Annotated in this window: 21 protein-coding genes; 15 read left to right on the top strand and 6 right to left on the bottom strand. The window is 71.0% G+C overall.

Going from position 1 to position 25,439, the window contains the following annotated elements:
• Window positions 1–75 precede the first annotated feature (75 nt).
• Complete coding sequence (locus tag KIP79_RS00525; RefSeq protein ID WP_214102652.1) at window positions 76–894, top strand: metallophosphoesterase family protein; 819 nt, start codon at window positions 76–78, stop codon at window positions 892–894.
• Here the strand turns inward: KIP79_RS00525 and KIP79_RS00520 are convergent.
• Window positions 891–1,892 (bottom strand): LacI family DNA-binding transcriptional regulator, encoded by a 1,002-nt coding sequence (locus KIP79_RS00520; RefSeq protein WP_214102651.1) that lies wholly within the window; start codon window positions 1,890–1,892, stop codon window positions 891–893. The genes KIP79_RS00525 and KIP79_RS00520 overlap by 4 nt on opposite strands.
• 160 nt (window positions 1,893–2,052) lie before the next feature.
• On the opposite strand from KIP79_RS00520, the gene KIP79_RS00515 reads away from it, so the two are divergent.
• From KIP79_RS00515 to KIP79_RS00500, 4 genes are read left to right on the top strand one after another with little or no spacing between them, the layout of a single operon-like run.
• Window positions 2,053–3,399 (top strand): ABC transporter substrate-binding protein, encoded by a 1,347-nt coding sequence (locus tag KIP79_RS00515; protein WP_214102650.1) that lies wholly within the window; start codon window positions 2,053–2,055, stop codon window positions 3,397–3,399.
• Between the two features lie 24 nt (window positions 3,400–3,423).
• Window positions 3,424–4,389, top strand: coding sequence for a carbohydrate ABC transporter permease (locus KIP79_RS00510; RefSeq protein ID WP_214102649.1), 966 nt, complete (start codon window positions 3,424–3,426; stop codon window positions 4,387–4,389).
• A complete protein-coding gene (locus KIP79_RS46310; protein ID WP_214102648.1) occupies window positions 4,386–5,261 on the top strand; it encodes a carbohydrate ABC transporter permease in 876 nt (291 codons plus the stop codon). The genes KIP79_RS00510 and KIP79_RS46310 overlap by 4 nt, the downstream gene beginning before the upstream one ends.
• A gap of 8 nt (window positions 5,262–5,269) precedes the next feature.
• A complete protein-coding gene (locus KIP79_RS00500; protein ID WP_214102647.1) occupies window positions 5,270–6,250 on the top strand; it encodes an alpha/beta hydrolase in 981 nt (326 codons plus the stop codon).
• Here the strand turns inward: KIP79_RS00500 and KIP79_RS49110 are convergent.
• A complete protein-coding gene (locus KIP79_RS49110) occupies window positions 6,231–6,845 on the bottom strand; it encodes a 4'-phosphopantetheinyl transferase family protein (RefSeq protein WP_214102646.1) in 615 nt (204 codons plus the stop codon). The two genes, KIP79_RS00500 and KIP79_RS49110, sit on opposite strands and share 20 nt — an antisense overlap.
• A gap of 4 nt (window positions 6,846–6,849) precedes the next feature.
• Complete coding sequence (locus KIP79_RS00490; RefSeq protein ID WP_214102645.1) at window positions 6,850–8,040, bottom strand: protein kinase domain-containing protein; 1,191 nt, start codon at window positions 8,038–8,040, stop codon at window positions 6,850–6,852.
• Between the two features lie 214 nt (window positions 8,041–8,254).
• On the opposite strand from KIP79_RS00490, the gene KIP79_RS00485 reads away from it, so the two are divergent.
• The gene (locus KIP79_RS00485) at window positions 8,255–9,475 is read left to right on the top strand and encodes a hypothetical protein (RefSeq protein WP_214102644.1); all 1,221 of its coding nucleotides are present in this window, start codon (window positions 8,255–8,257) and stop codon (window positions 9,473–9,475) included.
• 96 nt (window positions 9,476–9,571) lie between these two features.
• Window positions 9,572–12,643 (top strand): non-ribosomal peptide synthetase, encoded by a 3,072-nt coding sequence (locus tag KIP79_RS00480; protein ID WP_214102643.1) that lies wholly within the window; start codon window positions 9,572–9,574, stop codon window positions 12,641–12,643.
• Window positions 12,644–12,675: 32 nt separating this feature from the next.
• Here the strand turns inward: KIP79_RS00480 and KIP79_RS00475 are convergent, their stop codons facing one another.
• Window positions 12,676–13,995, bottom strand: coding sequence for a condensation domain-containing protein (locus tag KIP79_RS00475; RefSeq protein ID WP_214102642.1), 1,320 nt, complete (start codon window positions 13,993–13,995; stop codon window positions 12,676–12,678).
• A gap of 1,292 nt (window positions 13,996–15,287) precedes the next feature.
• Here KIP79_RS00475 and KIP79_RS00470 point away from each other — a divergent pair.
• The 5 genes from KIP79_RS00470 to KIP79_RS00450 all read left to right on the top strand — a co-directional run bounded on the left by KIP79_RS00470 (window position 15,288) and on the right by KIP79_RS00450 (window position 20,877).
• A complete protein-coding gene (locus KIP79_RS00470; RefSeq protein WP_214102641.1) occupies window positions 15,288–16,415 on the top strand; it encodes a serine/threonine-protein kinase in 1,128 nt (375 codons plus the stop codon).
• On the top strand, window positions 16,412–16,741 hold the full coding sequence (locus KIP79_RS00465; protein ID WP_214102640.1) for a hypothetical protein: 330 nt from the start codon (window positions 16,412–16,414) through the stop codon (window positions 16,739–16,741). The genes KIP79_RS00470 and KIP79_RS00465 overlap by 4 nt, the downstream gene beginning before the upstream one ends.
• Window positions 16,742–16,766: 25 nt before the next feature.
• Window positions 16,767–17,945: an NADAR family protein gene (locus KIP79_RS49105; protein WP_214102639.1), complete on the top strand. Its 1,179-nt coding sequence runs from the start codon at window positions 16,767–16,769 to the stop codon at window positions 17,943–17,945.
• A gap of 18 nt (window positions 17,946–17,963) precedes the next feature.
• A complete protein-coding gene (locus KIP79_RS00455) occupies window positions 17,964–18,383 on the top strand; it encodes a DUF6221 family protein (protein ID WP_214102638.1) in 420 nt (139 codons plus the stop codon).
• Window positions 18,384–18,477: 94 nt separating this feature from the next.
• Complete coding sequence (locus tag KIP79_RS00450; RefSeq protein WP_214102637.1) at window positions 18,478–20,877, top strand: ABC transporter permease; 2,400 nt, start codon at window positions 18,478–18,480, stop codon at window positions 20,875–20,877.
• On the opposite strand, the gene KIP79_RS00445 is transcribed toward KIP79_RS00450, so the two are convergent.
• Window positions 20,878–22,917, bottom strand: a complete 2,040-nt coding sequence (locus tag KIP79_RS00445) for a spermine/spermidine synthase domain-containing protein (RefSeq protein ID WP_214102920.1) — start codon at window positions 22,915–22,917, stop codon at window positions 20,878–20,880. It abuts the gene before it with no gap.
• A gap of 190 nt (window positions 22,918–23,107) precedes the next feature.
• Here KIP79_RS00445 and KIP79_RS00440 point away from each other — a divergent pair, with 190 nt between their 5' ends.
• From KIP79_RS00440 to KIP79_RS00430, 3 genes are read left to right on the top strand one after another with little or no spacing between them, the layout of a single operon-like run.
• Entirely contained in the window at window positions 23,108–23,755 is a 648-nt protein-coding gene (locus KIP79_RS00440; protein WP_214102636.1) for a nucleotidyltransferase domain-containing protein, read from the top strand.
• Window positions 23,752–24,522, top strand: coding sequence for a nucleotidyltransferase domain-containing protein (locus KIP79_RS00435; protein ID WP_214102635.1), 771 nt, complete (start codon window positions 23,752–23,754; stop codon window positions 24,520–24,522). Before KIP79_RS00440 ends, KIP79_RS00435 begins: the two co-directional genes overlap by 4 nt.
• Entirely contained in the window at window positions 24,519–24,848 is a 330-nt protein-coding gene (locus KIP79_RS00430) for a YnfA family protein (RefSeq protein WP_214102634.1), read from the top strand. The genes KIP79_RS00435 and KIP79_RS00430 overlap by 4 nt, the downstream gene beginning before the upstream one ends.
• On the opposite strand, the gene KIP79_RS00425 is transcribed toward KIP79_RS00430, so the two are convergent.
• Window positions 24,845–25,381, bottom strand: coding sequence for an NUDIX hydrolase family protein (locus tag KIP79_RS00425; RefSeq protein WP_214102633.1), 537 nt, complete (start codon window positions 25,379–25,381; stop codon window positions 24,845–24,847). The two genes, KIP79_RS00430 and KIP79_RS00425, sit on opposite strands and share 4 nt — an antisense overlap.
• Window positions 25,382–25,439 lie beyond the last annotated feature (58 nt).

Below are 25,439 nucleotides of genomic sequence, written 5' to 3'. Positions count from 1 at the left end.
GCGGAGAGCCGGTCTCACTCCCGGTGGCGGGGGCTCAGGTGCCATCGGCGCGGTTGAGTTGAGAGACTGCCGTTCATGAGCTTTCTGCTGGCCATCAGCGACCTGCACATCGGCTATCCGGAGAACCGCGAGATCGTCGAAGGGCTCCGGCCGCGCACGCCGCGGGACTGGCTGCTGGTGCCCGGGGACGTCTCGGAGAAGATCGCGGACTTCGAGTGGGTGATGGGCCTGCTGGCCGACCGGTTCGCCAAGGTGGTCTGGGCGCCGGGCAACCACGACCTGTGGACCCATCCGGCCGACACGGACGGCTCCCGCGGCGTGGAGCGGTACGAGCGGCTGGTGAAGGCGTGCCGGGAACTGGGGGTGGTGACGCCGGAGGATCCGTACCCGGTCTGGCAGGGCCAGGCCACCGTGGCGCCGCTGCTCCTGCTGTACGACTACACCTTCCGCACACCGGGGGTGACCACCAAGGCCGAGGCGCTGGCCGTGGCGCAGCAGGCGGGGGTGGTCTGCACCGACGAGATGATGTTGCGGCCGGATCCGTACCCGAGCATCGATGCCTGGTGCGAGGCCCGCGTCGACGAGACCGAACGCCGCCTGGCCGAACGCGACCCCGCGCTGCCCACCGTGCTGGTCAACCACTACCCGCTGGTCCGCGACCCGACGTTCGTGCTGCGCTACCCCGAGTTCGCCATCTGGTGCGGCACCGAGCGCACGGCCGACTGGCACATCCGCTTCAACGCGGTCACCGTCGTCTACGGCCACCTGCACATCCCCCGCACCACCTGGTACGACGGCGTACGGTTCGAGGAGGTCTCGCTGGGCTACCCCCGCGAGTGGAGCCGCCGCGCCAACCCGCCGGGAGTGCTCCGCCAGATCCTTCCGGCGGCCTAGCCGGGGGTCGCCGTGGTGAGGCGGGGGGTCAGCCGGAGGCTGAGGGAGATCTCCCGGGCGGGGGCGTCGCGGTCGCGGAGGCGGTCCAGGAGGAGTTCGACCGCCAGCTTGCCCGACTCGTGCAGGGGCTGGCGGATCGAGGTGAGATCGAGGCCGGTGGCCAGCTCGCTGTCGTCGAAGCCCATCAGGCCCAGGTCCTGCGGCACCCTGATCCCCCGGGAGCGGATCTCGCGCAGCACCCGGGCGGCGACGGTGTCGCTGTGCGCGAACAGGGCCGCGGGCGGGCGGAGCAGTCTGGGCAGTTGGGGCGGGTCCTCGCCGTGCAGGTTGATCAGGGTGATGTTCTGCGGGTGCAGGAGTTTGCCGAGCTCGTCCAGCCGTTCCCGGAACCCCTGGAGCCGGTTCTCCGACGGCGAGCGGTAGCGGTGCGAGCGCTGGGCCTCGCCGACGAAGCCGAAGGTCTCGTACCCGCGCTCCACCAGGTGGTCGGCGGCCAGGCGGCCCCCGGCGACGTTGTCGACGCGCACCGAGTCGAAGTGGTCGTGCCGCCCCTCGACCAGCACGATCGCCATGGACGACTCGCGCAGCCGGTCGGCGACCGCCTGTTCCATCGGCACGCCCATGACGATCAGGCCGTCCAGCCGCCCGCCCGACCTGGGCAGGCTGCTGAGCAGCGGTGACGCGGCGCCGGCCCACGGGTGGTCGAACAGCACGATCTCGGTGGGATGGTCGCGCGCGGCCGCGAAGACCCCGTTGAGCCTGGCGTAGAACGACGGGTAGGAGCTGAACGGGGCCAGCACCCCGATCCGGCCGACGCCGCGCCGGGCCCGGGCGACCGCCTCGGTCTTGGGCTCGAAGCCGAGCGCGTCGGCCGCCTCGTACACCCGGGCGCGCATGGCCGGGCTGACCCGGGTCGGCGAGTTCATCGCCAGCGAGACGGTGGAAATGCTGACCCCCGCCCGCGCGGCCACATCGTAGATCGTCACTCTTTCCGGCACGTCCGGAGCCTCCAGGCAGTCTCACCGGCCAGGTCAACGGCTCCAAGATAAGCATCGAAGTGCTTCGACAGAAGCAGTTGACAGTTTCGTTTCGGCGGCATTTCACTGAGGTCTCCACCCCCCGGCTCGGATTTCACCGGCTCGGCAATAAGGAGCCACCATGGCCGTCCAACGAACCTTCCTGCCTCTCCTCGCCCTCCTCGTCACCGCCTGCGGGGGCGGCGCCGCCGTGCCCCGGCAGGCGCCCCCTTCCGCGGCTCCCAAAGCCGTCGACGCGGCGCACGCCGCCGCCGCGCAGGCCGCGGACGGGAAGCGGATCGGGGGAACGGTCAGCATCCTCGGCGTGCTGAGCGGGCCCTACCTGACGGCGTACCTGAGCACTTTCAAGCCGTTCGAGGAGGCCACCGGCATCACCATCAAGTACGAGGGCACCCAGGACCTCACCGCCGTCCTGCAGACCAGGATCGCCGGCGGCAACCCGCCCGACGTGGTCTCCAACCCCAGCGCGGGCCAGATCCACAGCCTCGCGGTCCAGGGCAAGCTCATCGCCCTGGACGGGATCGTGGACGTGGCCGCGGTACGGAAGGACTTCCCGGCCGGGCTGGTCGAGCTCGGCTCGGCCGACGGCAAGCTGTACGCCCTGCCCGGCACCTCCGCCGTCGCCGGACTGGTCTGGTACGACCCCAAGTCGTACCAGGGCCCCACCACCGGCACCCTGTCCGACCTGGACGCCTGGGTCAGGAAGTCCGCCGACGCCGGGAAGACGCCCTGGTGCATCGGCCTGGAGTCCGGGCCCACCAGCGGCTGGCCAGGCGCGGTCTGGATCCAGCAGTTCATGGTGCAACAGGCCGGCGCCGACGCCTACAACCAGTGGTGGCAGGGGCGGCTCCCGTGGACCTCGCCCCAGGTCCGGGCCGCCTTCGCCGCGTTCGGCGCGTACGCGACCGACGCCAAGCTGGTCAGCGGCGGGTCCAAGGCCGTGCTGACCGCCAACTTCGCCAAGAGCCCGGTCGGCCTGTTCAGCAAACCCCCCGCCTGCTACCTGCACGTGCAGAACGACTGGCTGGGCAACTCGATGGCGCAGACCGTGCCGGACGTCCAGCCGGTCAGGGACATCGACTTCTTCCCGTTCCCCGCCACGGCCGCCGGGCGGGCTCCGGCGCTGGTGACCTCCGGCGAGATGTTCGGCGCGCTGCGCGACACCCCGCAGACCCGGGCGCTGATGCGGTACGTCGCCTCCCCCGCGTTCAGCTCGCTGATCGCGGGCACCGGGCAGTGGATCGGCCCCAGCAGGCGCACCGCCCTGGCCGACTACACCTCGGTGCTGTCCCGCAAGGCCGCGGAGCTGTACACCTCCGCCGAAACCGTGGTCTACGGCGCGCAGGACGGCATGCCGGCCCCGATGTCGGCCGCCTTCCACAAGAGCGTCGTGGCCTACGTCCGCGATCCGGGGAGCCTGGACCGGCTGCTGGCCGAGCTCGACCAGGTCCAGAAGACCGCGTACTGACCCTCTGGAAGAAGTGAGACGCACGTGACACTGCTGCTGGCCTTCGGCTGCGCGCTGGGGGCGCCGGTTCTGCTGTACGCCTGGCTGTGGTGCGGCGAGCGGCTGAGCAGGGCCCTCCCCCGCCGGGCCGGGCGCGCGGCCCGGCCGGCGGTCTGGCTCGGCCCGGCGGTGGCCCTGCTCGGGGTGTACCTGCTCTGGCCGCTGCTCTCCACGGTGTTCCTCAGCTTCCGGGACGCGGCCGGGGACCGGTGGGCCGGGCTGGACAACTTCCGCTACCTGGCGGGCGACCCCGAGGTCCACGACGCGCTGGCCAACAACGCCCTCTGGCTGGTCGTGCTGGTCACCGCCTGCACGGCCGTCGGGCTGGTGGTGGCGCTGCTCGGCGACCGGGTCAGGTACGAGGCGGCGGCGAAGGCGGCGGTGATCGCGCCGCTGAGCATCTCGTTCGTGTCCGGCGCCGTCATCTGGCGGTCCATGTACGACTACGCCCCACCGGGGCTGCCGCAGACCGGCACCCTCAACGCCGTTCTGACCGCGCTCACCTCGGCCGAGCCGATCGCCTGGCTGGCCGACGAGCGGACCGGCAACCCCGCGCTGATCACCGTCGGGGTGTGGATGACCGCCGGGTTCGCCACGGTCGTGCTGTCGGCGGCGGTGAAGGGCATCCCCGCCGAGCTGCACGAGGCGGCGCGGGTGGACGGGGCGAGCTGGTGGCAGGAACTGCGGCACATCACGCTGCCGCAGCTGCGCCCCGCCCTGCTGGTGGTGTCGGTCATGGTGGCCATCGCCGCGCTGAAGGCCTTCGACATCGTCTACGTCATGACCAACGGGAGTTACCAGACCAATGTCATCGCCAACGTGCTGTACCGGCAGCTGTTCGTGAACCAGGACTACGGGAAGGCGAGCGCCATCGCGCTGCTCCTGGTCGTGCTGGCGGCCCCGGTGATCGCCCTCAACCAGCGGGTGCAGCGCGCCGGGGAGGCGAGGTGACGGCCGTTACCCGGCACGTCCGGCCGCGCGTCGGGTCGGCCTTCCCGCGGCGGATTCCGGTGCACGTGACGCTCGTGCTCATCTGCGGGCTGTGGGCGGTGCCCGTGCTCGGGCTGTTCGTGAACTCCTTCCGTACGGCCTACGACGTGACCGCCACCGGCTGGTGGCACGCGTTCACCGACGGGGGCGCGCTCTCGCTGGAGAACTACCGGCAGGTCCTGACCGCCAACCATCTCGGGGAGGCGTTCGTCAACAGCCTGCTGGTCACCTTCCCCGCCGTCTCGGTGCTCATGTGCGTGGCGGCCACGGCGGCGTTCGCGCTGGCCAGGATGGAGTTCCCGGGCCGGGCCGCGGTCGCCGCCGGGATTCTGGCGCTGGCCGTGGTGCCCGTGCAGGTGACGCTGGCCCCGGTGCTGCGGCTGTACAACGGCGCCGGCCTGGCCGGGACGTTCGCCGGGGTCTGGCTGGTGCACACCGGCCTGGCGCTGCCGTTCGCGATTTACCTGCTGCGCAGCTTCTTCGCGGCGCTGCCGCGCGACCTGTTCGAGGCGGGCGAGCTGGACGGGGCCACGACGCTGGAGATGTTTGTGCGGATCGCGCTCCCGCTGGCCCGGCCGGCCCTGGCCTCGGTCGCCATCTTCCAGATCATCTGGATCTGGAACGACCTGCTGATCGCCCTGATCTTCCTGGGCGGCGATCCCACCGTCGCGCCGCTGACCGTGGCCATCGCCAACCTGGTCAACACCTCCACCGGCCAGGGCGCGGAGCTGCTCACGGCGGCGGCGTTCGTCGCCATGTCCCTGCCGATGCTCATCTTCGTCTTCCTCCACCGGTTCTTCGTGCGGGGACTCCTCGCCGGCGCCCTGAAATGAGAGCCTTCATGTCCCTCGATCCAGAGGTCCTGGACTTCCTGCTCAGCAACCCGGCCGGCGACATCGGCCATCTCGACACGGTACGGCAGCGCCGCTACAAGCAGTTGATGATCGACCTCAACTTCCTGCGCTTCGGGCTGCCCGGCCCGGAGGTGCACGAGATCGCCGACCACGCCGTACCGGCGCCGGGGGGCCACCGCACCGCCAGGCTCTACCGTCCCCGGGCGGGCGGGCGGCTGCCCGCGCACCTCTACCTGCACGGCGGCGGCTGGTGGCAGGGCTCGATCGACGACCTGGTCAACGACGCCCTGTGCCGGCGGCGCTGCGCGGAGGCCGGTGTGGTGGTGGTCTCGCTGGAGTACCGGCTGGCACCGGAACACCCTTTCCCCGCGGCCCTGGAGGACGCGCACGCCGCGCTGCGGTGGCTGCGCGCCGAGGCGGACGGCTTGGGTATCGATCCCGCCGGTATCTCGGTCGGCGGTTCGTCCGCCGGGGCCAATGTGGCCGCCGCGCTCGCCCTGCAGGTCAGGGACTGCGGCGAGCCCGCGCCGGCGATGCAGCTGCTGGAGGTGCCGTTCCTCGACCTGACCCTGGAGAGCGCCAGGGCCGCCGCGACGGCCCAGGAGGCGCCGAGCCTGCTGCCCGATCTGGTCTCGGCCGTCGAGTTCTACCTGCGCGATCCCGGCCTGGCCCGGGATCCGTACGTCTCGCCCGCCCTCGCGCCTTCCCTGGCCGGGCTGCCGCCGACGGTGGTGCTCACCGCCGAGCACGACCCCCTGCACGCCGAGGGCGAGCGGTACGCCGAACGGGTCACCGCCGACGGCGGCCTGGCCACGGCGGTGCGCTACCCCGGGGCGCTGCACGGCACCAGCCTGCTCCTCACCCGGACCTGGGCCCCGGCCCGGGACTGGCAGGACGCGGCGATCGACTGGCTGCGGATGGCGCACTGGGACCCCGGGGCCCTGCGTCTCACCCTGGAGGGAGGGTGATCGCGGTGACCACCAGGCCGGATTCGCAGAGCCAGCGGCCGTTGAGCTCGGCGAAGGGACCCGGGACCAGGATGCGGGCGGTGAAGGTGCCGCCCGGGTCGAGGGTGATCTCGGCCTCCTCGAAGCCGAGCCAGCGCCGCGCCCGCGGGAACCACACCTTGTAGACGGACTCCTTGGCGCTGAACAGCAGCCGGTCCCAGTGCACGGGACCGGCCAGCGGCACCCGTTCCCGGTCCAGGGCGATGGCGTCCAGCACGCCCTCCGGGAGGGGGGCGTTGGGTTCGGCGTCGATGCCGACCCCGGCGGCGGTCAGCGAGACGGCGGCGGCGCGGTAGCCGTCGCAGTGGGTCATCGCGCCGACGACGCCGGTTGGCCAGGCGGGGGCGCCGCGTTCGCCGGGGACGATGGGGGCGGGAGGCAGGCCCAGCTCGGCCAGGGCGCGGCGGGCACAGTGGCGGGCGGAGGTGAACTCGCGTCTGCGCTTGTCCACGGCACGCGCGATGTAGGCCTCCTCCTCGGGGAAGAGCACGGCCTCCGGCGGGTCGTGGAAGGTCTCGGCGCTCGCCACCCAGGCGGGGAGGATCTTCTCGATCACACCGTCACGATAGCGACAAGGAGACGCCGAGCAGCCCACTCCGGACGCCCACCGAGACGTCCAGCACGGGCAGGCCTGCCGAGACCTGAACGTCCACGACGGGTTGCCGGGAGGGTGGCGGGCCGCTCGTGTCGGGGACCAGGGCGGGTGGCTCGGAAGCGGGCGGCTGGGTGGCGGGGGCCGAGCTGGGGCCCGACGTGGGGCCTGACGTGTGCGCGGTGGAGGCGGAGGCCTGGGCGGAGGGCTTGAGCTTCCTGGTTTCCTCGGACGCGACGGATTTGTCGGACACCTCGCCCTGGGTCTTCCGGCCTGGCGGCGGCGTCTTCTCCGCCCCCGCCACCGGCTCGTACGTCGGGAGCGGCCGGACCGTGGCCCCTGGCTGGCCGATCATCTCCTGCGGGGTCGGCAGCAGCGTGACGCCGGGCCGGGAGGGCGCGGCGCGGGTGGACTCCGGGGCCGGGCGGTCGCCGGCACTGATCACTGCCACCGCCAGGGCGGCGGCGGCCAGCGCGGCCATGCTGGCGATGCGGATGCTGCCGGTCCTGGCCGCCTGCCGTACCGGCTCGGGTTCCGGCAGGCCGGCGTAGCTGGCGGCGAGGGCGGCCAGCGCGGCGCGGCCGGAGCGCTCCCAGTCGGGGCCGAAGGAGGCCACGGCCGCGGTCTCCAGCTCGGCGGCGAAGACGGCGGCCGAGGCGGGCCGGTGCTGGGGCGCCTTGGCCAGGCCGCGTTCCACCAGGCGCCGCAGGTCCGCGGGCACCCGGTCGAGCACGGGCGGCAGGGTCCGGTGGGCCCAGCCCAGCCGTGGGGTGGTGGCGGCCTGGAAGGGCGGGGCGCCGGTCAGGCATTCGTAGAAGACGGCGGTCGCCGCGTACAGGTCGGCGGCCGGGCCGCCGGGGACGCCGCGCCAGCGTTCCGGTGCCAGGTAGGGGGCGTTGGCCGTGGGGTCGGCGGCGCGGACCGCGGTCAGCTTCGCCTTCCCCGCCGGGGTGACCACGACATTGTCCGGAGTGAGGTCGCCGTACGCGGCCCCGGTCTGGTGCACGGCGGCCAGGCCGTGCAGGGTGCCCTTGAGCACCAGCAGCGCGGCGGCCGGACCGGTCGCGCCCTCTTCCCTGATCAACCGGCGCAGCCCCGCCCCGTGCACCGTCTCCACCACGATCGCGCTGCCGCCCTCTCCCTCGACAAACTCCCGCACGACGCGAACTCCGCCACCGGAAACCTGCCGGACATCATGCGGGCCCGCCATCACGGCCTCCCCTATGAATGGGGCCAGACCACCTCGCCTTTGACGTTAACCATCGATCCTCTACCCTGTCGAGACCGCCGAAACCCCCGCATTTCCCGGCGCACTCGACATCGCGCGCCAGTCGTCTCACGATGAGTACGCACACTTTCGCCGAGGAGGACCCGTGGCGCGCAGATCATGGGGAGACGTCGCATTCGCGGGTTTCCTCGTCGTGGTGCTCGGCGGGGTCGCCGCCCTGGTGCTGCACCCGGCGCCGCCGCCGCCCGCCCCGCGCCCGCCGGCCACTCCGAGCTTCCCCGCCGAACTGGCCGCCTTCCCCGCCGCGACGGAGGTCTGGCCGAAGGCGGTGGCCAAGGTGCCCGCCTGGTCGGACCGGGACTGGCCGCTCCGCCCGCTGGCCACCCTGGGTCAGGGCCAGGTGCTGATGGAGGAGGTGGGGAATCCCGGGGAGGCGTCCACGCTCGTGGCGTACCAGACGGAGATGGGCGTGACCACGCGGCTGGGCGCCATTCCGCACCGGCGCGGGCGGCAGGAGCACGAGATCACCGCCGCCGTGGCGGGCGAGGTGGCCATCGCCTGGTACCGGACCGCCGAGGTCGGCGGGTCCCTGACGGGCGAGTTCTGGACGATGCCCCTGGCCGGCGGCACGGCCGTGCTGCTGGCCACCGTGGAAGGGGTCACCGCGGGGCGGGACCCGCGGCTGGCCATCGCCGGCGAGGACCTGTTCTGGTCCTTCCCACAGGGTGGGGTGGACCGGGTGCCGCTCAAGGGCGGCGCGGTCGAGCGGATTGACGGCACGGCGGGCCTGCGGCTGAAGGACTGGCCGTGGATCGGGAACGACCAGCGGCTGATCAACCTGGTCACCGGCGAGCGCATCACCGTCAAGGCGCCGAAGGACAGCGACATCAACTGCGGCCCCGAATGGTGCGTGGGCACCCAGATCGTCTCCAGCACCAGCGTGCGGGTCTTCGTGCAGCGCCCCGGCGGATCCCGTAGGACCATGCTGCCCGGCTGGGTGGTCTTCCCGTTCGGCCTGCTCGACCAGCGCTACCTGCTGCTCCAGACCGTGCCGCCGGCGGGCTCCACCGCCGGTGACAAGGCCCCGAGCTCCGTCCTGTACGACCTGGACACCGGCCTGACCGCCACCCTGATGACCCTGTACGGCACCGAGCCCGTGCTCGGCGCCGGCGGCGTCAACCCCGGCGTGGCCGGGCCCCTGGTCTACTGGGCCAGCGCCGACCGGGCCACCGCGCCGCCGAAGAGCGAGATCAAGCGGAATCTGGTCCGCTCGGCGGCCGCCTTCGCGATGACCCACCAGGGCGTGGACGCGCTGTTCGCGGTGCCGGAGAAGTACTGGCTGCTCAACACCTCGGCGCTGGGCTGATCTTGACGCGGCGCGGGCGGCGCTCATATGGTCGGGCGCGAGCGCTCCCAGGTACCGATCACCCCGTACAGCCTCTTTTCGCAGGAGCGCACCCCCATGATCGAGCTGCCGCTGACGGCCGCCCAGGAGCGTGTCTGGTTCCTCCAGCAGGTGGACCCGCGGGACGCGTCCTACCATCTGTCGCACACCACCCGGCTGACCGGCCCGATCGATCCCGATCTGCTGGCGCGCGGGCTGACCGCGATCGTGGCCAGGCACCAGGCGCTGCGGGCCAGGTTCCCGGCCGGGGACGGCGGCCCCGTGCAGGTCATCGACCCGCCCTGGCGGGTGGAGCTGACCAGGGTGACGCTGGACGGCCCGGCGGAGCGGCTGGTGAGCGAGCTGGTCGAGCGGCCGTTCGACCTGGCCGAGGGGCGGCTGCTGCGGGCCTGGCTGGTGGAGTGCGGGCCGGATGAGCACGTCCTGTCGCTGGTGACCCACCACATCGTGGCCGACGGCCGGTCGATCGGCATCATCGCCGACGAACTGACCACCCTGTACGAGGCGTACCGCACCGGGGCCGAGCCCGACCTGCCTCCCCTGCCGGTCGAGTACGCCGACGTGCTGACCGTGGAGCCGGAGAGCGAGGAGTCCCTGGCGTACTGGACGGGGGAACTGACCGGGGCGCCGCCGCTCGAACTGGCCACCGACCGGCCGCGCCCCGCCGTGGCCACCAGCACCAGCGCGCACCTGCTGCACGCGCTGCCCGACGAGGTGACCGGGCCGTTCGCGGCGCTGATCGCCCGGGAGCGGTGCACCGTGTTCATGGGGTTGATGGCGGTCTACCAGGTGCTGCTGGCCGGGCGGAGCGGGCAGCTGGACTTCTGCGTGGGCTTTCCGACGGCCGGGCGGGACAAGGAGGAACTTGAACAGCTGGTCGGGTACTTCTCCAACACGGTGGTGATCCGGGCCGAGCTGGGCGGGGATCCGACCTTCCGGGAGATCCTGCGGCGGACGCGGAAACGGCTGCTGGCGGGGTACCGGCACCAGCGGGTGCCGTTCGAGCGGCTGCTCGCCGCGCTGGACATCGAGCGTGATCTCAGCCGGGCGCCGCTGTTCCAGACCATGTTCGGCATGCACCACCAGACCGGGGGGCCGGGGCTCCAGCTGAGCGGGGTGGTGTGCGAGCGCGCCGACGCGGGATTCGGGCAGACGCCGTACGAGCTGAAGGTCGACATCTTCGGGCTGAGCGGGATCTGGCAACTGCTGCTGGTCTACAACAAGGGCCTGTTCGACGAGGCCACCGCGGTCGGCTACGCCCAGGAGTTCCAGGAGCTGCTGGCCCGGGTCGGCGCGGATCCGGACCTGCGCCTGTCCGAGCTGACCGCGCCCACGGGCGCCGAGCGCGAGCGGCTGCTCCACGGCTGGAACCGGACCGCCCCGGCCGCCACCGAACCGGTCCTCTCACTGTTCGACCGCCAGGTACGCCTCCGCCCCGCCGCCATCGCGGTCAGCTCGGGCGACACCCGGCTGAGCTACGCCGAGCTGGACCGGCGGGCCACCGACCTGGCGGCCCGGCTTCCGGTCCGGCCCGGGGACGCGGTGGCCGTCTGCCTGCCGCGCACCGCGGAATCGCTGGTGGCGCTGCTGGCGGTGCAGCGTACGGGGGCCAGGTACGTGCCGATCGACCCGGCCTATCCCGCCTCCCGGATCTCCTTCGTGCTTGAGGACTGCGGCGCGTCCCTGGTCCTGGCGACCACGGAGACCGCGGGCGCGCTCCCCGGCCACGGGCTGCCCACGGTGCTGGCCGACGACCCGCCGCCCGCCGCTTTCTCCTTCACACCGGTGGCCGCGCGCGGGGCCGACACCGCGTACGTGCTCTACACCTCCGGCTCGACCGGGCGGCCGAAGGGGGTGCGGGTGCCGCACGCGGCGCTGGCCAACCTGCTGGCGGACATGGCGGAGCGGGTCGGTTCCGCGCCGGAGCACGTGTGGCTGGGGCTGACCTCGCTCTCCTTCGACATCTCGGCGCTGGAGCTGTACCTGCCGCTGGTGACCGGCGGCCGACTGGAGATCGCCGACGCGGCCACCTCGCTCGACGGCTTCGCCCAGGCGCGGCTGATCAAGGAGGCCGGGGTCACCCACGTGCAGGCCACCCCGTCCGGCTGGCGCATGCTGCTGGACTCCGGCTTCCGCGACACCGCCCTGACCGCGCTGGTGGGCGGCGAGGCGCTCGGCGCGGAACTGGCCCGGCGGCTGCGCGCGTCGGTCGGGCGGCTGGTCAACGTGTACGGGCCGACCGAGACCACGATCTGGTCCACCAGCTGGGAGGTCCCCGAACAGCCCGCCGCGGTCCGCATCGGCGGGCCGATCCGGGCCACCCAGGTGTACGTCCTCGACGAGCGGCTCAACCCGGTCCGCCAGGGGGTTCCCGGGGAGCTGCTGATCGGCGGCGCGGGGGTCGCCCACGGCTACCACGGCCGTCCGGCGCTGACCGCGGAACGCTTCGTCCCCGACCCGTACGGCGCTCCCGGCGGCCGGCTCTACCGCACCGGCGACCTGGTCCGCTGGCGCCCCGGCGGCGAACTGGAATTCCTCGGGCGCAACGACAACCAGGTCAAGGTGCGCGGCCACCGGATCGAACTGGGCGAGGTGGAGGCGGCCTGCGAGGCCCAGCCCGGCGTGGTCCAGGCGGTGGCCGCCGTACACGAGGAGAACCTGATCGCCTACATCGTCGGCGAGGTCAGCCTGGGCGCCCTCTCCCGCGCACTCGCGGGAATCCTCCCCGCCCACCTGGTGCCCGCCCGTTTCATCCGCCTTCCGAAGTTGCCCCTGACCCCCAACGGCAAGGTGGACCGAAAGGCGCTACCCAGCCCTGCCGCCCTGCGCGCCGAGTTCGTCCCACCCCGCACCGACGCCGAGGCCCTGGTCGCCGACGTGTGGAGCGAGGTGCTCGCTGTGCCCCGGGTGGGTGCGCACGACGACTTCTTCCGCCTCGGCGGGCAGTCCCTGCTGGCGGTCCGGGTGGCGGCCCGGCTGCTCGCCATCACCGGCGTCGAACTGCCCATCCTGACCATGTTCACCCGGCGTACGGTGGCCGACCTGGCGATCGCGGTGGAGGAGGGCCTGGCCGCCGAACTGGCCGGCATGACCGACGAGGAGGCCGAACGCCTGCTCGGCGGAGAGTGATCGGCCCTGCGGTTCGGCCCGGGGACAAGCGCTCAGGCTGCGGCCAGCACCAGGTTCTCCAACTCCGGCAAGAACCCCTCCACCTGTTCCGGTGGCAGGCAACGGGTGTCCGCGGTGAGCTGGAGGACCACCGCTCCGGTGTCCTCCTCGTGATCCAGCACCAGCAGACAGAACCGGCAACGCAACCCCTCGGGGGCAGGCAAGCGATCCAGCCGCGAATTCTTGTCAGCCGAGCCGTTGTGGACATTCTGGGTGTCGGTTGCCTTCGGAACATTCGGCGAGGGCTTGGGCGCAGAGGCGGCACGGCGCACATCGTTGAAGCACCCATAGGGGTTCAGTTCCGCCCCCCGATCCTCCCCCAGCCGGGCAAGCGCCCGATCCAGCTCCGGCTGCTCGTAATAGGCATGCCGATACGCCGTGAGCGCGGCCCGCCAGGCCCGGGGCACCAGTTCGTCCAAGCTCGGCCCTCCGTCCAGATCGAGCACGAACAACCCGAGTTGGTCGAGCGTGGTCACCATCTCCCGCAACCCATTGGAGAAGCGGTTGCCGACCACCGTGGAAAGGGCAACGGCCGCATTGCCCGTACGGGCGCCGACCAGCGCGGCGGTGGCGGCCAGCAGCACGGTGGACGAGCTGACCTGGTGCCGAGCCGCCAACCGATCGACGGCGACGGCCAACGTCTCGGAGGTCAGTCGCAGCCGCCGATGTCCGCGGCCCGGGTAGTCAGGTGTGAACGTGGCCGGAGGCAGGCGCTCGTACTGACCGGTCCAGAACGCGACAGCGCCGCTGGTCCTGCGTGCGCCCCGCGCCCTCTGGTCGTAAGCCAGGTCAAGCGGCTGCGCTGGAGACGGCCCGCCGATACTGCCCTGACGCAACAACCGACGCATATCACGCACCACGATCTCGGTGGCATGGCCGTCCGCCGCCAGATGCGACAGCACCAACACCACCCACCGCACCCGCCCACCTGACGTGACCAGTCCAACCCGGATCGGCCACTCCACCGCATGGTCGAACTCCTCGGCAGCGATCTCCGCCAGCATCTCCGCCGCGGTGTCCCCACCTGGCTCGGCCTCCACCACCCGCAACGGAATCCGCCCAGCCGCACTGACCACCTGTCGCGGCTCCCCCGTCACCACCACCCGAGTCCGCAACGCCTCATGCCGCTCAACCAGCCGCCCCACCGCCCGAGCGGCTTCAACGGCCTCCACTCCACCCCGCCGAGGCACCATTAACACCCGCCCGATATTGAAATGCCCCGGCGGATTGCGGCCCATCGCCTCCCAGATCCCCTGCTGCCCCCAGGTCAACGGCCCCTGCCCGGCCCTCCCGCCACCGAACTCCGCATACACCCGGCTTCCTCCCCGAAACTTTTCCATGAAGCACGAAACTTTCGACGGAGCGCACCCGGATGCTAGCCAGCACCACCGAACACGGTCAACCAGAAGCCCGGCCTCCCGGCCCGATGCGGGCAGGCCCACACGGTCGCCTCAAATGCGACCGGCATCGCCCAAGCTCAGCCGCCTCCTGCAACTGTGATGTAAGTCTTCAGGCGTTCGGACCGTTGAAGCCACACACGAAACGTACATTCGCATCCGCCGTGAGCCCGATCAGTCAGGAGCCCCGGGTCAGATCGATATGGTTTTAAGCCCGCTGGAGAAGTCTATGTCGTACCCACGCCAACACGTTCACTTCAATCAAAGAGCCAAGGCCACACGCAGGGCGTTGAGCACGTCAGTTTCATCCCGCTCCAGCACCCATCGCATTTCTGCCGGTTCGAGGTTGAAGGAGAACCGGACCGGTAATTCTCCGCGCAACACCGACAGAGCGGCTTCAACGAGCTGGCGCGGAGCATCCGTGAGATCGGAGACCTTCGACGCGTACCGCCGGGACGGAGACTCCAGCTCAACGGCATCTCCGGCTCACGCGCCTGGGCCGGTTTTGCCTAAAACTGCGCCAGACCGGGAGCGAGCACGAGCACCAGCACCATCGACAAACGGCGACGGCTCTTTCCGCGCAGCCCAAACAGAGATGTGCGCATACGGGAGTCACCCTCCGACCACACTCAGATCAGACACAAAGCGGCCAAAACGCCTGAGCCGCATCCTCAAGAGCAGGGCGCGATCCCGAGCGTGATCTCACAGGAAACATTCAGAAAGTAACCTGGGCATGATCCACACGCAAGATGACAAATACCGACACTGGGCGAAATTTCGCCGAGTCAACGATGAGCGGGTTCCGTCAGGTCGTGGAAGAGCCTTTGGGGCTAGCCCGATGGTGGGCGCGTTCGGTTGGGCGGATAGTCGGGGCATCTTCGTGTCGCGAGGTTGCTGATGAGGTTTGTTGCCGTCTGGTGGGGGCTGGTCGCCGTGCGGCGGTGGCGGGCGCATTTGATGTCCGCGGTGGTGGTGGCTGTGGCGCTTGGGGTGGTGCTGGGGGCGCGGCGAGGGGCGTCGGTGCAGGAGCGGAGAGAAGCCGCGGTTCACTGCCACCGCCTCACACAAAAACGCCGTGAGCGCTGGGTACGAGCGCTCGTCAGCGGTAACGGCGGGCACCTGTCCCCCGATTTCATCCCTGATGCTGTCGAACTGGGACGTGGAGGCCGTCGATGCCTCAGGAACTTAGGCCGGGAGATATTCGGCAGGTGGGGCCCTATTCGCTGCTGAGCTTGCTGGGCGAGGGTGGGCAAGGGGCCGTTTATCTCGGTCAGGACGAATCTGGCGCCCGGGTCGCCATCAAGATCCTTCATGCGCGTATGGCCACGGACGAGGAGTCCCGTCGGCGGTTTCTCCGCGAGGTCGAGGCGGCCCGCAAGGTGGGGCCGTTCAGCACGGCTCGGGTCCTGGACGCGGACATCACCGGGCATCAGCCCTACATCGTCAGCGAGTACGTCGATGGGGAGTCGCTGCAGGAGCTGATCCGCCGGGACGGGCCGCGCGATGCCGGTGGCCTGCGCCGTCTGGCCCTGGCCACCGCCGCGGCGTTGCAGGCCATCCACCAGGCGGGGATCGTGCACCGGGATTTCAAGCCGAGCAACATCCTGCTGGGGTCGGACGGGCCCAGAGTGGTCGATTTCGGCATCGCCCGTGCTCTTGAGGGCACGAGCGTGTCGTCCAGCGGCGTGCTCGGCACACCGATGTACATGTCCCCGGAGCAGGTGTCCGGGGCAGTGGTCGGACCGGCTTCGGATGTGTTCTCCTGGGGCATCACGATGGTGTATGCCGCCACCGGGCGCCCCGCCTTCGGCCAGGACAGCATCCCTGCCGTGCTCAACCGCATCCTCAGCCATGACCCCGACCTGGACGGGCTGCCCGACGATATGCGCGGGCTCATCACGGAGTGTCTGGCCAAGGATCCCAGAGATCGGCCGAGTGCGGATGAGCTGCTTCAGCGCATCCTGCGCCAGAGTGACGCGAGGCAAGCCGGCCAGGAGGGAACCGGAGACGATGTCAGGCGGCAGATCACGGTCGCGGTTCGCCGCCGTGACACGCCTGCCGACGACGTCCGCCCGGCAGCGCCCACCCACCGCCGGCCCTTCCTGCTGGCGTTTTTCCTGCAGCTTGCCGCCGGTGCCGGAACGTACCTGCTGGCCTACAGGGTCGGCTACGGCCAGGACACGTACGGGGACAATTTTCTCCCTTGGGTACGCCCGGATTTCTGGCCGTACATGTTCGGTTGCCTCGGCCTGACCACCGTTGTCGCGATCGTGCTGAGAGTCGCGGCGTGGCGAGCCCGGCGCAAGGCACCCAAGGAGGAACAGGTCTCGTCGTGAACACAAACCTGGCCGTTTACCTGGTCATTCTCATCTCTGTCGTTATCTCGGCGATCATGGGCGGGGTCGCGCTGGCCAACCCCCAGGTCCGGGACTTCCTCGGCCGTCATCGCGTCTTGGTGGCGCTGACGGCGCTGCCTCTCCTGCCGATCATCCTGGTGGCCCTTTACGGCGCGCCGACGGAGGAAGCGGATGTGTTTGACATCAAATGGGTAGTGCTCGGTGCGCTGACGTACCTGAACGGACTGGCCGCCTTCGCCGTGGTCAGCGGCGCCCAGGACGCCGTACTCGCGATCAGGGCTCGCAGGCGCCCGCCGACGCGCTGATCAGCCGGCATCAGGGGGTGACGGCGTGTTACCGAAGAGAACCTATCGCTATGTCGACGGCGAACGCATCGATGGAACCTGGCGGCTGGTCTTCGTTCAGATGGGACCCGGCTACTTTCTGTGGGATCTGGAGATCTACGCCGATGGCGCCATCCGCTGTCTGGAGTGGATGGACCTGGACGGCCTGCGCGACAAGGTGATGTCGGGACACATCGCGACCACGCTCAGGCACGGGGCGCGGGCGTCAGCGGCCGGGCTGGGCAGCTGGCATCTCGGCAATCCTGACATGTCCATCTATCCGTGGGACCTGGTCGCCGAGGTGGCCGACTATATCGAGCAGCTCAACGGCCGCCCCGATTCCATCGGCCGTTGCCTGCTCGCGGTCCGGAGGTTCCTGCAGACCCGCTCCGAGGCCGACCGGCTGGCCCTGTCTGCGATCTACCAGGCCATTCCCCGGCACCTGCGATCGAACGCGCTGCGTGACCCGCTCTACCGGGATGCCCCGCTACGCATCCTGTGCTCGGATATGGGCTCCCCCGCGACAGGGGGCAACACGATCGCGGAACTGGAGGCCGAGCCCCCCGAAGGCCAGCCGACGGTGGTGACGGAGGACGCACGGCAGTGGGCCGTCGACTACTTCATCGAACACCTCGACGACCTTCTGACCCGTCAGCAAACGTACGACGACGAGGACGGCCCTCTGCGGGAGCCGCACGCGGACGACCCGGACATCGAGCCACGCACGCTGCGCCTCTCCACCCCCCGGCTCCCCCGCGGCAACGCTGTGTTCCGCCACGATTATCCCGCCCCGATCACGGTCGGCTCCGTCGAGTACCCGAGTGTCGCCCACGCCTACTGGGCGCTGTCCACCACCGACGAGGCAGCCCGTGACCGTATCCGGGCCACGGAAAGGCCCGAGAAGGCCGAGGAGATCGCGGCCCAGGCGCCGCGCCGCGCCGACTGGCCGCAGGTGCGTCTCGCGGTCATGGCCGACCTGGTCCGGGCGAAGTTCACCCAGTATCCCGATCTCGCCGACCTGCTGATCGCCACCGGGGACGCGCGGATTCACCACGGCCAGTTCGGCTCGGATTACTGGCACGCCGACTCGTCGCGGGGGAGGAACTGGGCGGGCCGCCTGCTCGAACTCGTGCGCGCCGAGTTGCTCGCCGCCCGTGCGGGCATCCGCACGAGTGAGCGATCCTGACGGTAAAGAGGTGCGCAAATGGAAAACAGTCCGATCGCGTTCTTACACGCTCGGCTGGAGGAGCGGGAACGGATCGCACAGCAGGTCATCGAGCACCTGGCCCAGGACGGCAAGCGAGGGTTCGACCTCTCCCAACTTGCCGAACCGGTCCGTCGGCATGTCAACCTGAACGATCCCGCGTCCGTGCTCGCCGACGTCGCGGTCACGCGGCGCATCCTCGACGATCACGGCCTGGAGATATGGGAAGGGGGGACCTGGACTGAGGAGCAGGAGTTCCACGGTCTGACTTCGGAGGAGTTCTGCAGGAGATGCAGCTACCACGAAGGGGTCGGCAGCTACCGATACGGGTGGTGCCCGACTGTGCTCCTGCTGGCGCTCCGATACGAAGGCCACGAGGACTTCAAGGAGGACTGGAGAGTAAGCCTGTCCGGCGAATGAGAGGCCGTCGTAAGGCATTTGGGGCTAGCCCGGTGGTGGTTCCGTTCGGTTGGGGCGGATAGTCGGGGCATCTTCGTCGAACCGAGGGTCGCTGATGAGGTTTGTTGCCGTTTGGTGGGGGCTGGTCGCCGTGCGGCGGTGGCGGGCGCATTTGGTGTTCGCGGTGTTGGTGGCTGTGGCGCTTGGGGTGGTGCTGGCCGCGTTCGCGGGGGCGCGGCGGGGGGCGTCGGCGCAGGAGCGGCTGCGGGAGGGGGCGTTGGCGGCCGATCTGCTGGTGCAGAGTCAGATTCCGGATTTCGACTGGGATCGGGTGCGGGCCCTGCCGGGGGTGGCGGCGGTGGCGCCGACGGCGGTGTCGGCGCTTCGGGTGCGGGGGGTGCGGTTGGGGTGGGATTCCGCGCCGCCCACGGATGCGGAGCTGTGGCGGTCGGTGGAGCGGCCGGCGGTGCTGGAGGGGCGGTTGCCGGATCCGGCGCGTGCCGACGAGGTGGTGGTGCTGCCGCGGTTCGTCGAGGAGTACGGCAAGGGCGTCGGGGATTCCGTGGTGATCCAGTTGAGCACGCCGGAGGAGGTCAACCTGGTGGCGGACTCGGCGGGGACGCCGGAGGCGCACGGGCCGGAGATCACCGCCCGGATCGTGGGGGTGATCCGCTCGCCGTACTTCACCGACCCGAGTGACGGGGCCGGGACCGTCCTGCCCTCCCCCGGACTTTTCCAGAAATATCAGGAGAACTTTCTGGGCGTGGACGGGCGGGGCGGGTTCACGATCGCGCTGGTCCGGCTGACCGAGGGCGAGGCGGGGCTCCCCGCGTTCCGGGCCGCGTACGCCGAACTGACCGGAATCCCGGCCATCAAGATCGACAATCTCGAGGACCGCCGCCGCCAGGCGAACCAGCTGCTCATCTATGAGGCCACCGTACTGGTGGCCCTGGGCCTGGCCGCTCTCGCGGCGGGCGCGTTGCTGGTCGCCCAGTTGCTGGCCCGCCTCGTCGGCCTGTCCCTGGCCGAACTGCGGAACCTGCGCGCGGCCGGGCTGACCCCCCGGCAGGCGGTGGCCGCGGCGACCCTCGGACCGGCGCTGACGGGGGCGGCCGGAGCCGTGCTCGGCGTGCTGGCGGCGGCCGTGGCCTCGGTGTGGATGCCGATCGGCGCCGCCGCCCTGTACGAGCCGGCCCCGGGCCTGGACCTGGACTGGGCCGTGCTGCTCCCCGGCCTGCTCGGGGTGCCCGCGCTGCTGGCGGCAGGCGGGGCAGGGTACGCCTGGGCGCTGCTGGCCACCACGCGGACCGTCACCCGCCCGGCCCCCTCTATGATCGCCACCGCGGCCGGACGGCGCGGCTGGCCGGTCCCGGTGCAGACCGGCCTGCGCTTCGCGCTGGAACGGGGCCGGGGCGGCAACAGCCTGCCGGTCACCTCGGCGCTGGTGGGCACGGTCGCGGGCGTGCTCGGCGTGCTGACCGCCTTCACCTTCGCCGCCGGGGTGCACGACGCCGCCACCAACCCCGCCAGGTACGGCCAGACCCACCAGCTCATCGTCTTCCTCGGCTTCAACGGCCAGGGCGCGCCACCGGAAGCCGTGCTGCGCGCGATCGCCACCGACCCGGACGTCGCAGGCGCCGAGGACCGCCCTATGTCCACCGCGCTCTCCGGCAACCTCACCATCTCGCTGTACGCCCGCTCACCGGGCGAAACGCCCATCCCAGCGGGGAGGCTCGTCGAGGGCCGCCCGCCCTCCGGCCCGGACGAGGTCCTGCTCGCCGCCCGTACGGCGGGGGCCCTGCACGCCGGGGTCGGCGACCGCGTCCCGATCACGGGAACCCTCGGCACCCGCGACTTCACCGTCACCGGGATCGGCTTCGTCCCCGAGGGCCCGGCCAACAACTACGCCGAGGGCGCGCTGACCACCGCCGACGGCTTCCGCTCGCTGTTCTCCGCCTACGAGGTCGACTTCCTGGCGGTGGCCCTGCGGCCGGGGGCGGACCTGCCCGCGGCCATGGGCCGCCTGAGCACCACCGCGGCCACGGCCACCGGCGGCATCCGTCTCGGTTTCGTCCCGTTCTTCCAGCCCCGTCAGCTCGTCCAGATCCGCGGCCTGTCCGCCCTCCCCGCCGCACTGGGCGCGCTGCTGGCCGCCCTGGCCCTGGCCGCCACCGGGCACACCCTCCGCGCGGCCGTCCGCCGCCGCCGTCACGAGGTGGCCGTGCTCCGCGCGCTCGGCATGACGCCGGCCCAGGCCCGGTGGGTGGTGCTCACCCAGGCCGGAGTGCTGGCCCTGGCAGGTCTGGTGGCCGGGGTTCCGCTCGGGCTGGCGCTCGGCCGCACGCTCTGGCGGGTCGTGGCGGAGAGCGCCCCGCTGCTCTATGCGGCGCCGACACCGGTGACCACGCTGCTGCTGATCACCCCGGCCGCGCTGCTCGCGGCCATGGCCCTGGCGGCCTCGCCGGCCAGGACGGCCGCGCGCACCCGCGTCGCGGCCGTCCTGCGGGCCGAGTGATCAGGCCGCTCTGGCGGCTCGCGGCAGCAGCGCGAAGGCGCCCAGGTAGAGCACGCCGGCCACGATCAGCAGCGCGTTGTAGCCGCTGACCAGGGCGAAGTACTCCAGGCAGCCGCCGACCATGGCGCCGAGGAGGTTGGCGCCGAAGGACATGGTGGCGTTCTCGGTCTCGGCGAACCGTTTGGCGAACACCACGTTGGCGGCGAAGATCGGGAGGAAGGCGATCACCACCGCCGTGATCAGCCGGAGCGGCAGCGGCAACGAGAGCAGCCACGAGTTGGGCACCAGCCAGCCGATGACCAGGCCGACCAGGATCACGCCGTACATGACCGGTAGTGACGGGGTGCGGAACCGCCGGGTCACCTCCACGGCGGCGAGCACCGCGACCAGCACGCCCGCGAACACGATGGCGTTCACCAGCCAGGTGGTGCCGAACAGCAGCGCGAAGCCGGTGACGTTCTTGGTCTCCAGGAGCATGAAGCCGACGCCCAGCAGGAACAGGTCCGCGTACGGCCGCATGGTCCGGTACGGCCCCGCGACCGCCCGCACCGCCAGCACGCTGACCAGCAGGATCAGCCCGAGCGCGATCAGGTACAGGGCCGGGATCGAGGTGTCGTGCAGGTAGAGGAAGGGCCGGTCGTCACTGGTCGGCGGCGGGGTGCCGGCGGGCGCGCCGCCCCACTCGGCGGCGCAGACCTGGTCGGCCGGGGTGAGCCCGGCGGTGATCACGGCCTGCTGGCCCCAGCCGACCACGTCCACGCACGGCTTGTGCCCGAAGGCGGCCTGCGCGGTGCTGGCCAGCCGGTCCATCAGCCAGATCTCGCGGTAGTAGTTGTACATCGCGAACGCGCCGCCGGGTTTGAGGTGCTCCTGGGCCGAGCGCATCGCCTGCTCGGTGAACAGGTAGCTCTCCAGCCGGAGCGAGCTGGCCCCGGAGACGAGGGTGAGCGAGTCGGGCAGCGCGAACAGGATCAGGTCGTACCGCTTGTCGGTGCGCTCCAGGAAGGCGCGGCCGTCGTTGATGTGGGTGGTGACCCGGGGGTCGTCGTACGGCTTGTCGGGGTGGAACTCGCCGCCCAGCTGGCGGAGCTTGGGGTCGATTTCCACGGCGTCCACGTGCTTGGCGCCCTTGGCCAGCGCGATGGCCACGTCGGTGCCGGAGCCCGCGCCGACGATGAGCACGTCGTCCAGGGTCTTGGTGGCGGCCCGCTCGTACGGCATGCCGTACTGGGGCTCCCACTCAAGGCGGCGATTGGCGGGGATGGCCTCCTGGTGCGGAATGCCGTTCACGGAGATCTTCATGATCGGCGCGCCCTCGCGCTCGAAATGCTCGGTGGTCACCTTGTAGTAGGGCGACCAGAGGGCTCCGGCGGTGAAAGTTTCAAGGGCGAGCGCGGTGACCACGAGCACGGCGGGCGCGATCACGAGCCCGAAGTGGAGCACGGCGGACTTGGGCCGCAGCAGGACGATGTACGCGGCGGCGGCGATCAGGCCCCAGACCACGGGGGGCGCGCTGAGGAAGGAGAGCAGCGTGAACAGGCCGATGCCGATCAGGCTGCCGATCAGGTCGTACCGGTAGGCCTCCAGGCGGCCCAGTTCGGGGAAGCACCGTCCGACCAGCTCGGCGGGGCCCATCAGGACCAGCGCCACCGCCACGAAGATCACCGGCAGGATGAGCCAGGCCGGCGGGCCGCTGGTCTCCAGGCTGGTGAAGTACAGGATGCCGTCGGCCTCCCGGTTCACCACGACCGGGAAGAAGCTGATGACCAGCACCAACGCGGCGAGCACGATCGGCGAGTAGTACGGCTGCCGCTTGGTCCGCCCGACCCGCAGGAAGCCCAGTCCGATGCCGAGGAATGACCCGAGCAGCACGAAGTTCGTGAAGTAGCTCAGGTGGACGATGTTGGATCCCGTCCATCTGATGAGCGCCAGCTCCAGGAACAACATGAACGCGCTGGCCACGACCAGCCGGGGGCGCACCGGGATCCAGTGGCTGGGAGGTGCGCCGTCATCCTCGTGCAGATCCTTGTCTGCTTGCATCGTCACGGCTGAACGCTAGCGAACATCGCCCTGCGCGAGCCAGATGCCCGATTCTCTGCGTTGCATCCTTCCCGCGTCATCATCGGCGACCTGGAGGACGCGGCGGAGATGGCAGGCAGACCGAGCAGGTGCTGGACTTCCTGCTCAGCGATGTGCGGTCATCTACCCAGGAATGACACGATTAGCCGCTATGGACCTGGTTGCCGAGCACACGATCCTCTCCGTCGTGGTCGGCTCCCGGGCGTACGGGCTGGAAACCGGCGAGTCCGACACCGACCGCCGCGGCGTCTACGCCGCCCCCACCCCGCTCTTCTGGCGCCTGGACAAACCCCCGACCCACCTGGACGGCCCCCTCCCCGAACAGTTCTCCTGGGAGGTCGAACGCTTCGTCACGCTCGCCCTCGGGGCCAACCCGACCGTCCTGGAATGCCTCTGGTCCCCGATCGTCGAGCGCGTCACCCCCACCGGCGCCGACCTCCTGGCCCTGCGTCGCGCCTTCCTCTCCCAGCGCGCCAGGGAGACCTTCACCGGGTACGCCAACGCCCAGTTCAAACGCCTCAACCCGGCCCGCCCCAACTGGAAGCAGGCCATGCACATGCTCCGCCTGCTCATCTCCGGCCGCCACCTGGTCGAACACGGCGAACCCCTGGTCCGCGTGGACGCCTACCGCGACCGCCTGCTCGCCGTACGCCGCGGCGAACTCCCCTGGCCGGAGCTGGACCACTGGCGGCAGACCCTGACCACCGGCCTCACCGACCTCCCCTGCCCGCTTCCGGAACACCCCGACCGCGCCGCCGTGGACGACTTCCTCACCACCGTACGGAGATCCTGCCTGTGACCGCCACGCTCCCCGCCTGGCTGGCCGACATCCCCGCCGAACAGCCCCACCCGCTGGTGTTCGCGACGGTCAGCGGCGCCCACCTGTACGGGTTCCCGTCCGCCGACTCGGACGTGGACCTGCGCGGGGTCCACCTGCTGCCGCTGCCGGAGATCGTCGGCCTGCGTCATGGCCCTGAGACGATCACCCACTCCTGGGAGCGTCACGGAGTGGAGGTCGACCTGGTCACCCACGACCTGGCCAAGTTCTGCCGGTTGCTGCTCAGCCGGAACGGCTACGTGCTGGAACAGCTGCTCTCCCCGCTGGTGGTGGCCACCTCGCCGCTGCACCGGGAACTGGCCGAGGCAGCGCCCGCCTGCCTGACCAGCCACCACGCCCATCACTACCTGGGGTTCGCCCGCACCCAGTGGCGGCTCTTCGAGGGCACCTCGGAGCTGAAGCCGCTGCTTTACACGTTCCGGGTGCTGCTCACCGGCATCCATCTGATGCGGACCGGAGAAGTTGTGGCCGATCTGACCCGGCTGCAGGAGGGTGGCCCGTCGTACCTGCCGGAGCTGGTGGCCGCCAAGCAGGCGGCCGAGCACGGGCTGCTGCCGGACGGTGCGCCGGAGCACGCGGTGCTCGCGGCGGACGTGGCCGCGCTGACGGCCGAGCTGGAGCGGGCCCGGGAGGACTCCCGGCTGCCCGCGGTGGCGGCCGGGCAGGAGCTGGTGCACGAGATCGTGGTGCGGGCGCGGCTCGGTGGGCGTGCTGGAATGCCGTCATGACGATCCTCCGGTCTCTCGCCCTGTTCGCTGTCGCCGCTGTCGCCGAGATCGGTGGGGCCTGGCTGGTCTGGCAGGGGTGGCGGGAGGAACGCGGGCTGTTGTGGATCATCGCGGGGATTGTGGCGCTGGCCGCGTACGGCTTTGTTGCGACATTTCAGCCTGACGCCAACTTCGGGCGGGTACTGGCCGCGTACGGCGGGGTGTTCGTGGCCGGCTCGCTGATCTGGGGCGTGGTGATGGACGGGTTCCGGCCGGACCGCTGGGATGTCGCCGGGGCCGTGATCTGCCTGATCGGCGTGGCCGTGATCATGTACGCGCCGCGTTAGGGCAACCGCCCGACGTGCGCCAGGGCCTGCCGGAGCAGCACGCCGTGGCCGCCGGTCATCTCCTGCTGGACCAGCGGGGAGGCGGCCTCCTCCGGGGTGAACCAGACCAGGTCCAGCGCGTCCTGGCGCGGGCGGCAGTCGCCGGCGACCGGGACGATGTAGGCCAGCGACACCGCGTGCTGCCGGGGGTCGTGGTACGGCGTGACCTCCGGGGCCGGGAAGTACTCGGCCACGGTGAACGGCTGCGGCGAGGCCGGGATGCGGGGCAGGGCCACCGGTCCGAGGTCCTTCTCCAGGTGCCGCAGGAGCGCGTCCCGTACCCGTTCCTGGTAGAGCACCCGGCCGGAGACCAGGGCCCGGCTGACCGTGCCGTCCGCTCCTATCCGGAGCAGCAGGCCGACATGGGTTACCACGCCTGACTCGTCCACCCTCACGGGCACCGCGTCCACGTACAGGATCGGCATGCGGCCCCGGATGGACTCCAGCTCCTCCGGAGCCAGCCAGCCAGCCGCCGTTTCGGTCATTTCGGTCATTGACCGATCGTACTCAGTACTGGTTCATCTTGGCGTCCAGGGGCAGTCCCGCGTCGAT

The organism is Acrocarpospora catenulata (genome assembly GCF_018476525.1).
Lineage (GTDB): Bacteria > Actinomycetota > Actinomycetes > Streptosporangiales > Streptosporangiaceae > Acrocarpospora > Acrocarpospora catenulata.
This window is presented reverse-complemented; position numbering and strand designations above follow the sequence as displayed.

Bases quoted from the DNA above. Each gene is read 5' to 3' on its own strand.
- KIP79_RS00515 (WP_214102650.1), top strand. From the start codon at position 2,053: ATGGCCGTCCAACGAACCTTCCTGCCTCTCCTCGCCCTCCTCGTCACC.
- KIP79_RS00525 (WP_214102652.1), top strand. From the start codon at position 76: ATGAGCTTTCTGCTGGCCATCAGCGACCTGCACATCGGCTATCCGGAG.
- KIP79_RS00425 (WP_214102633.1), bottom strand. From the start codon at position 25,381: ATGACCGAAATGACCGAAACGGCGGCTGGCTGGCTGGCTCCGGAGGAG.
- KIP79_RS00480 (WP_214102643.1), top strand. From the start codon at position 9,572: ATGATCGAGCTGCCGCTGACGGCCGCCCAGGAGCGTGTCTGGTTCCTC.
- KIP79_RS00500 (WP_214102647.1), top strand. From the start codon at position 5,270: ATGTCCCTCGATCCAGAGGTCCTGGACTTCCTGCTCAGCAACCCGGCC.
- KIP79_RS00445 (WP_214102920.1), bottom strand. From the start codon at position 22,917: ATGCAAGCAGACAAGGATCTGCACGAGGATGACGGCGCACCTCCCAGC.
- KIP79_RS00450 (WP_214102637.1), top strand. From the start codon at position 18,478: ATGAGGTTTGTTGCCGTTTGGTGGGGGCTGGTCGCCGTGCGGCGGTGG.
- KIP79_RS00440 (WP_214102636.1), top strand. From the start codon at position 23,108: ATGGACCTGGTTGCCGAGCACACGATCCTCTCCGTCGTGGTCGGCTCC.
- KIP79_RS00430 (WP_214102634.1), top strand. From the start codon at position 24,519: ATGACGATCCTCCGGTCTCTCGCCCTGTTCGCTGTCGCCGCTGTCGCC.
- KIP79_RS00455 (WP_214102638.1), top strand. From the start codon at position 17,964: ATGGAAAACAGTCCGATCGCGTTCTTACACGCTCGGCTGGAGGAGCGG.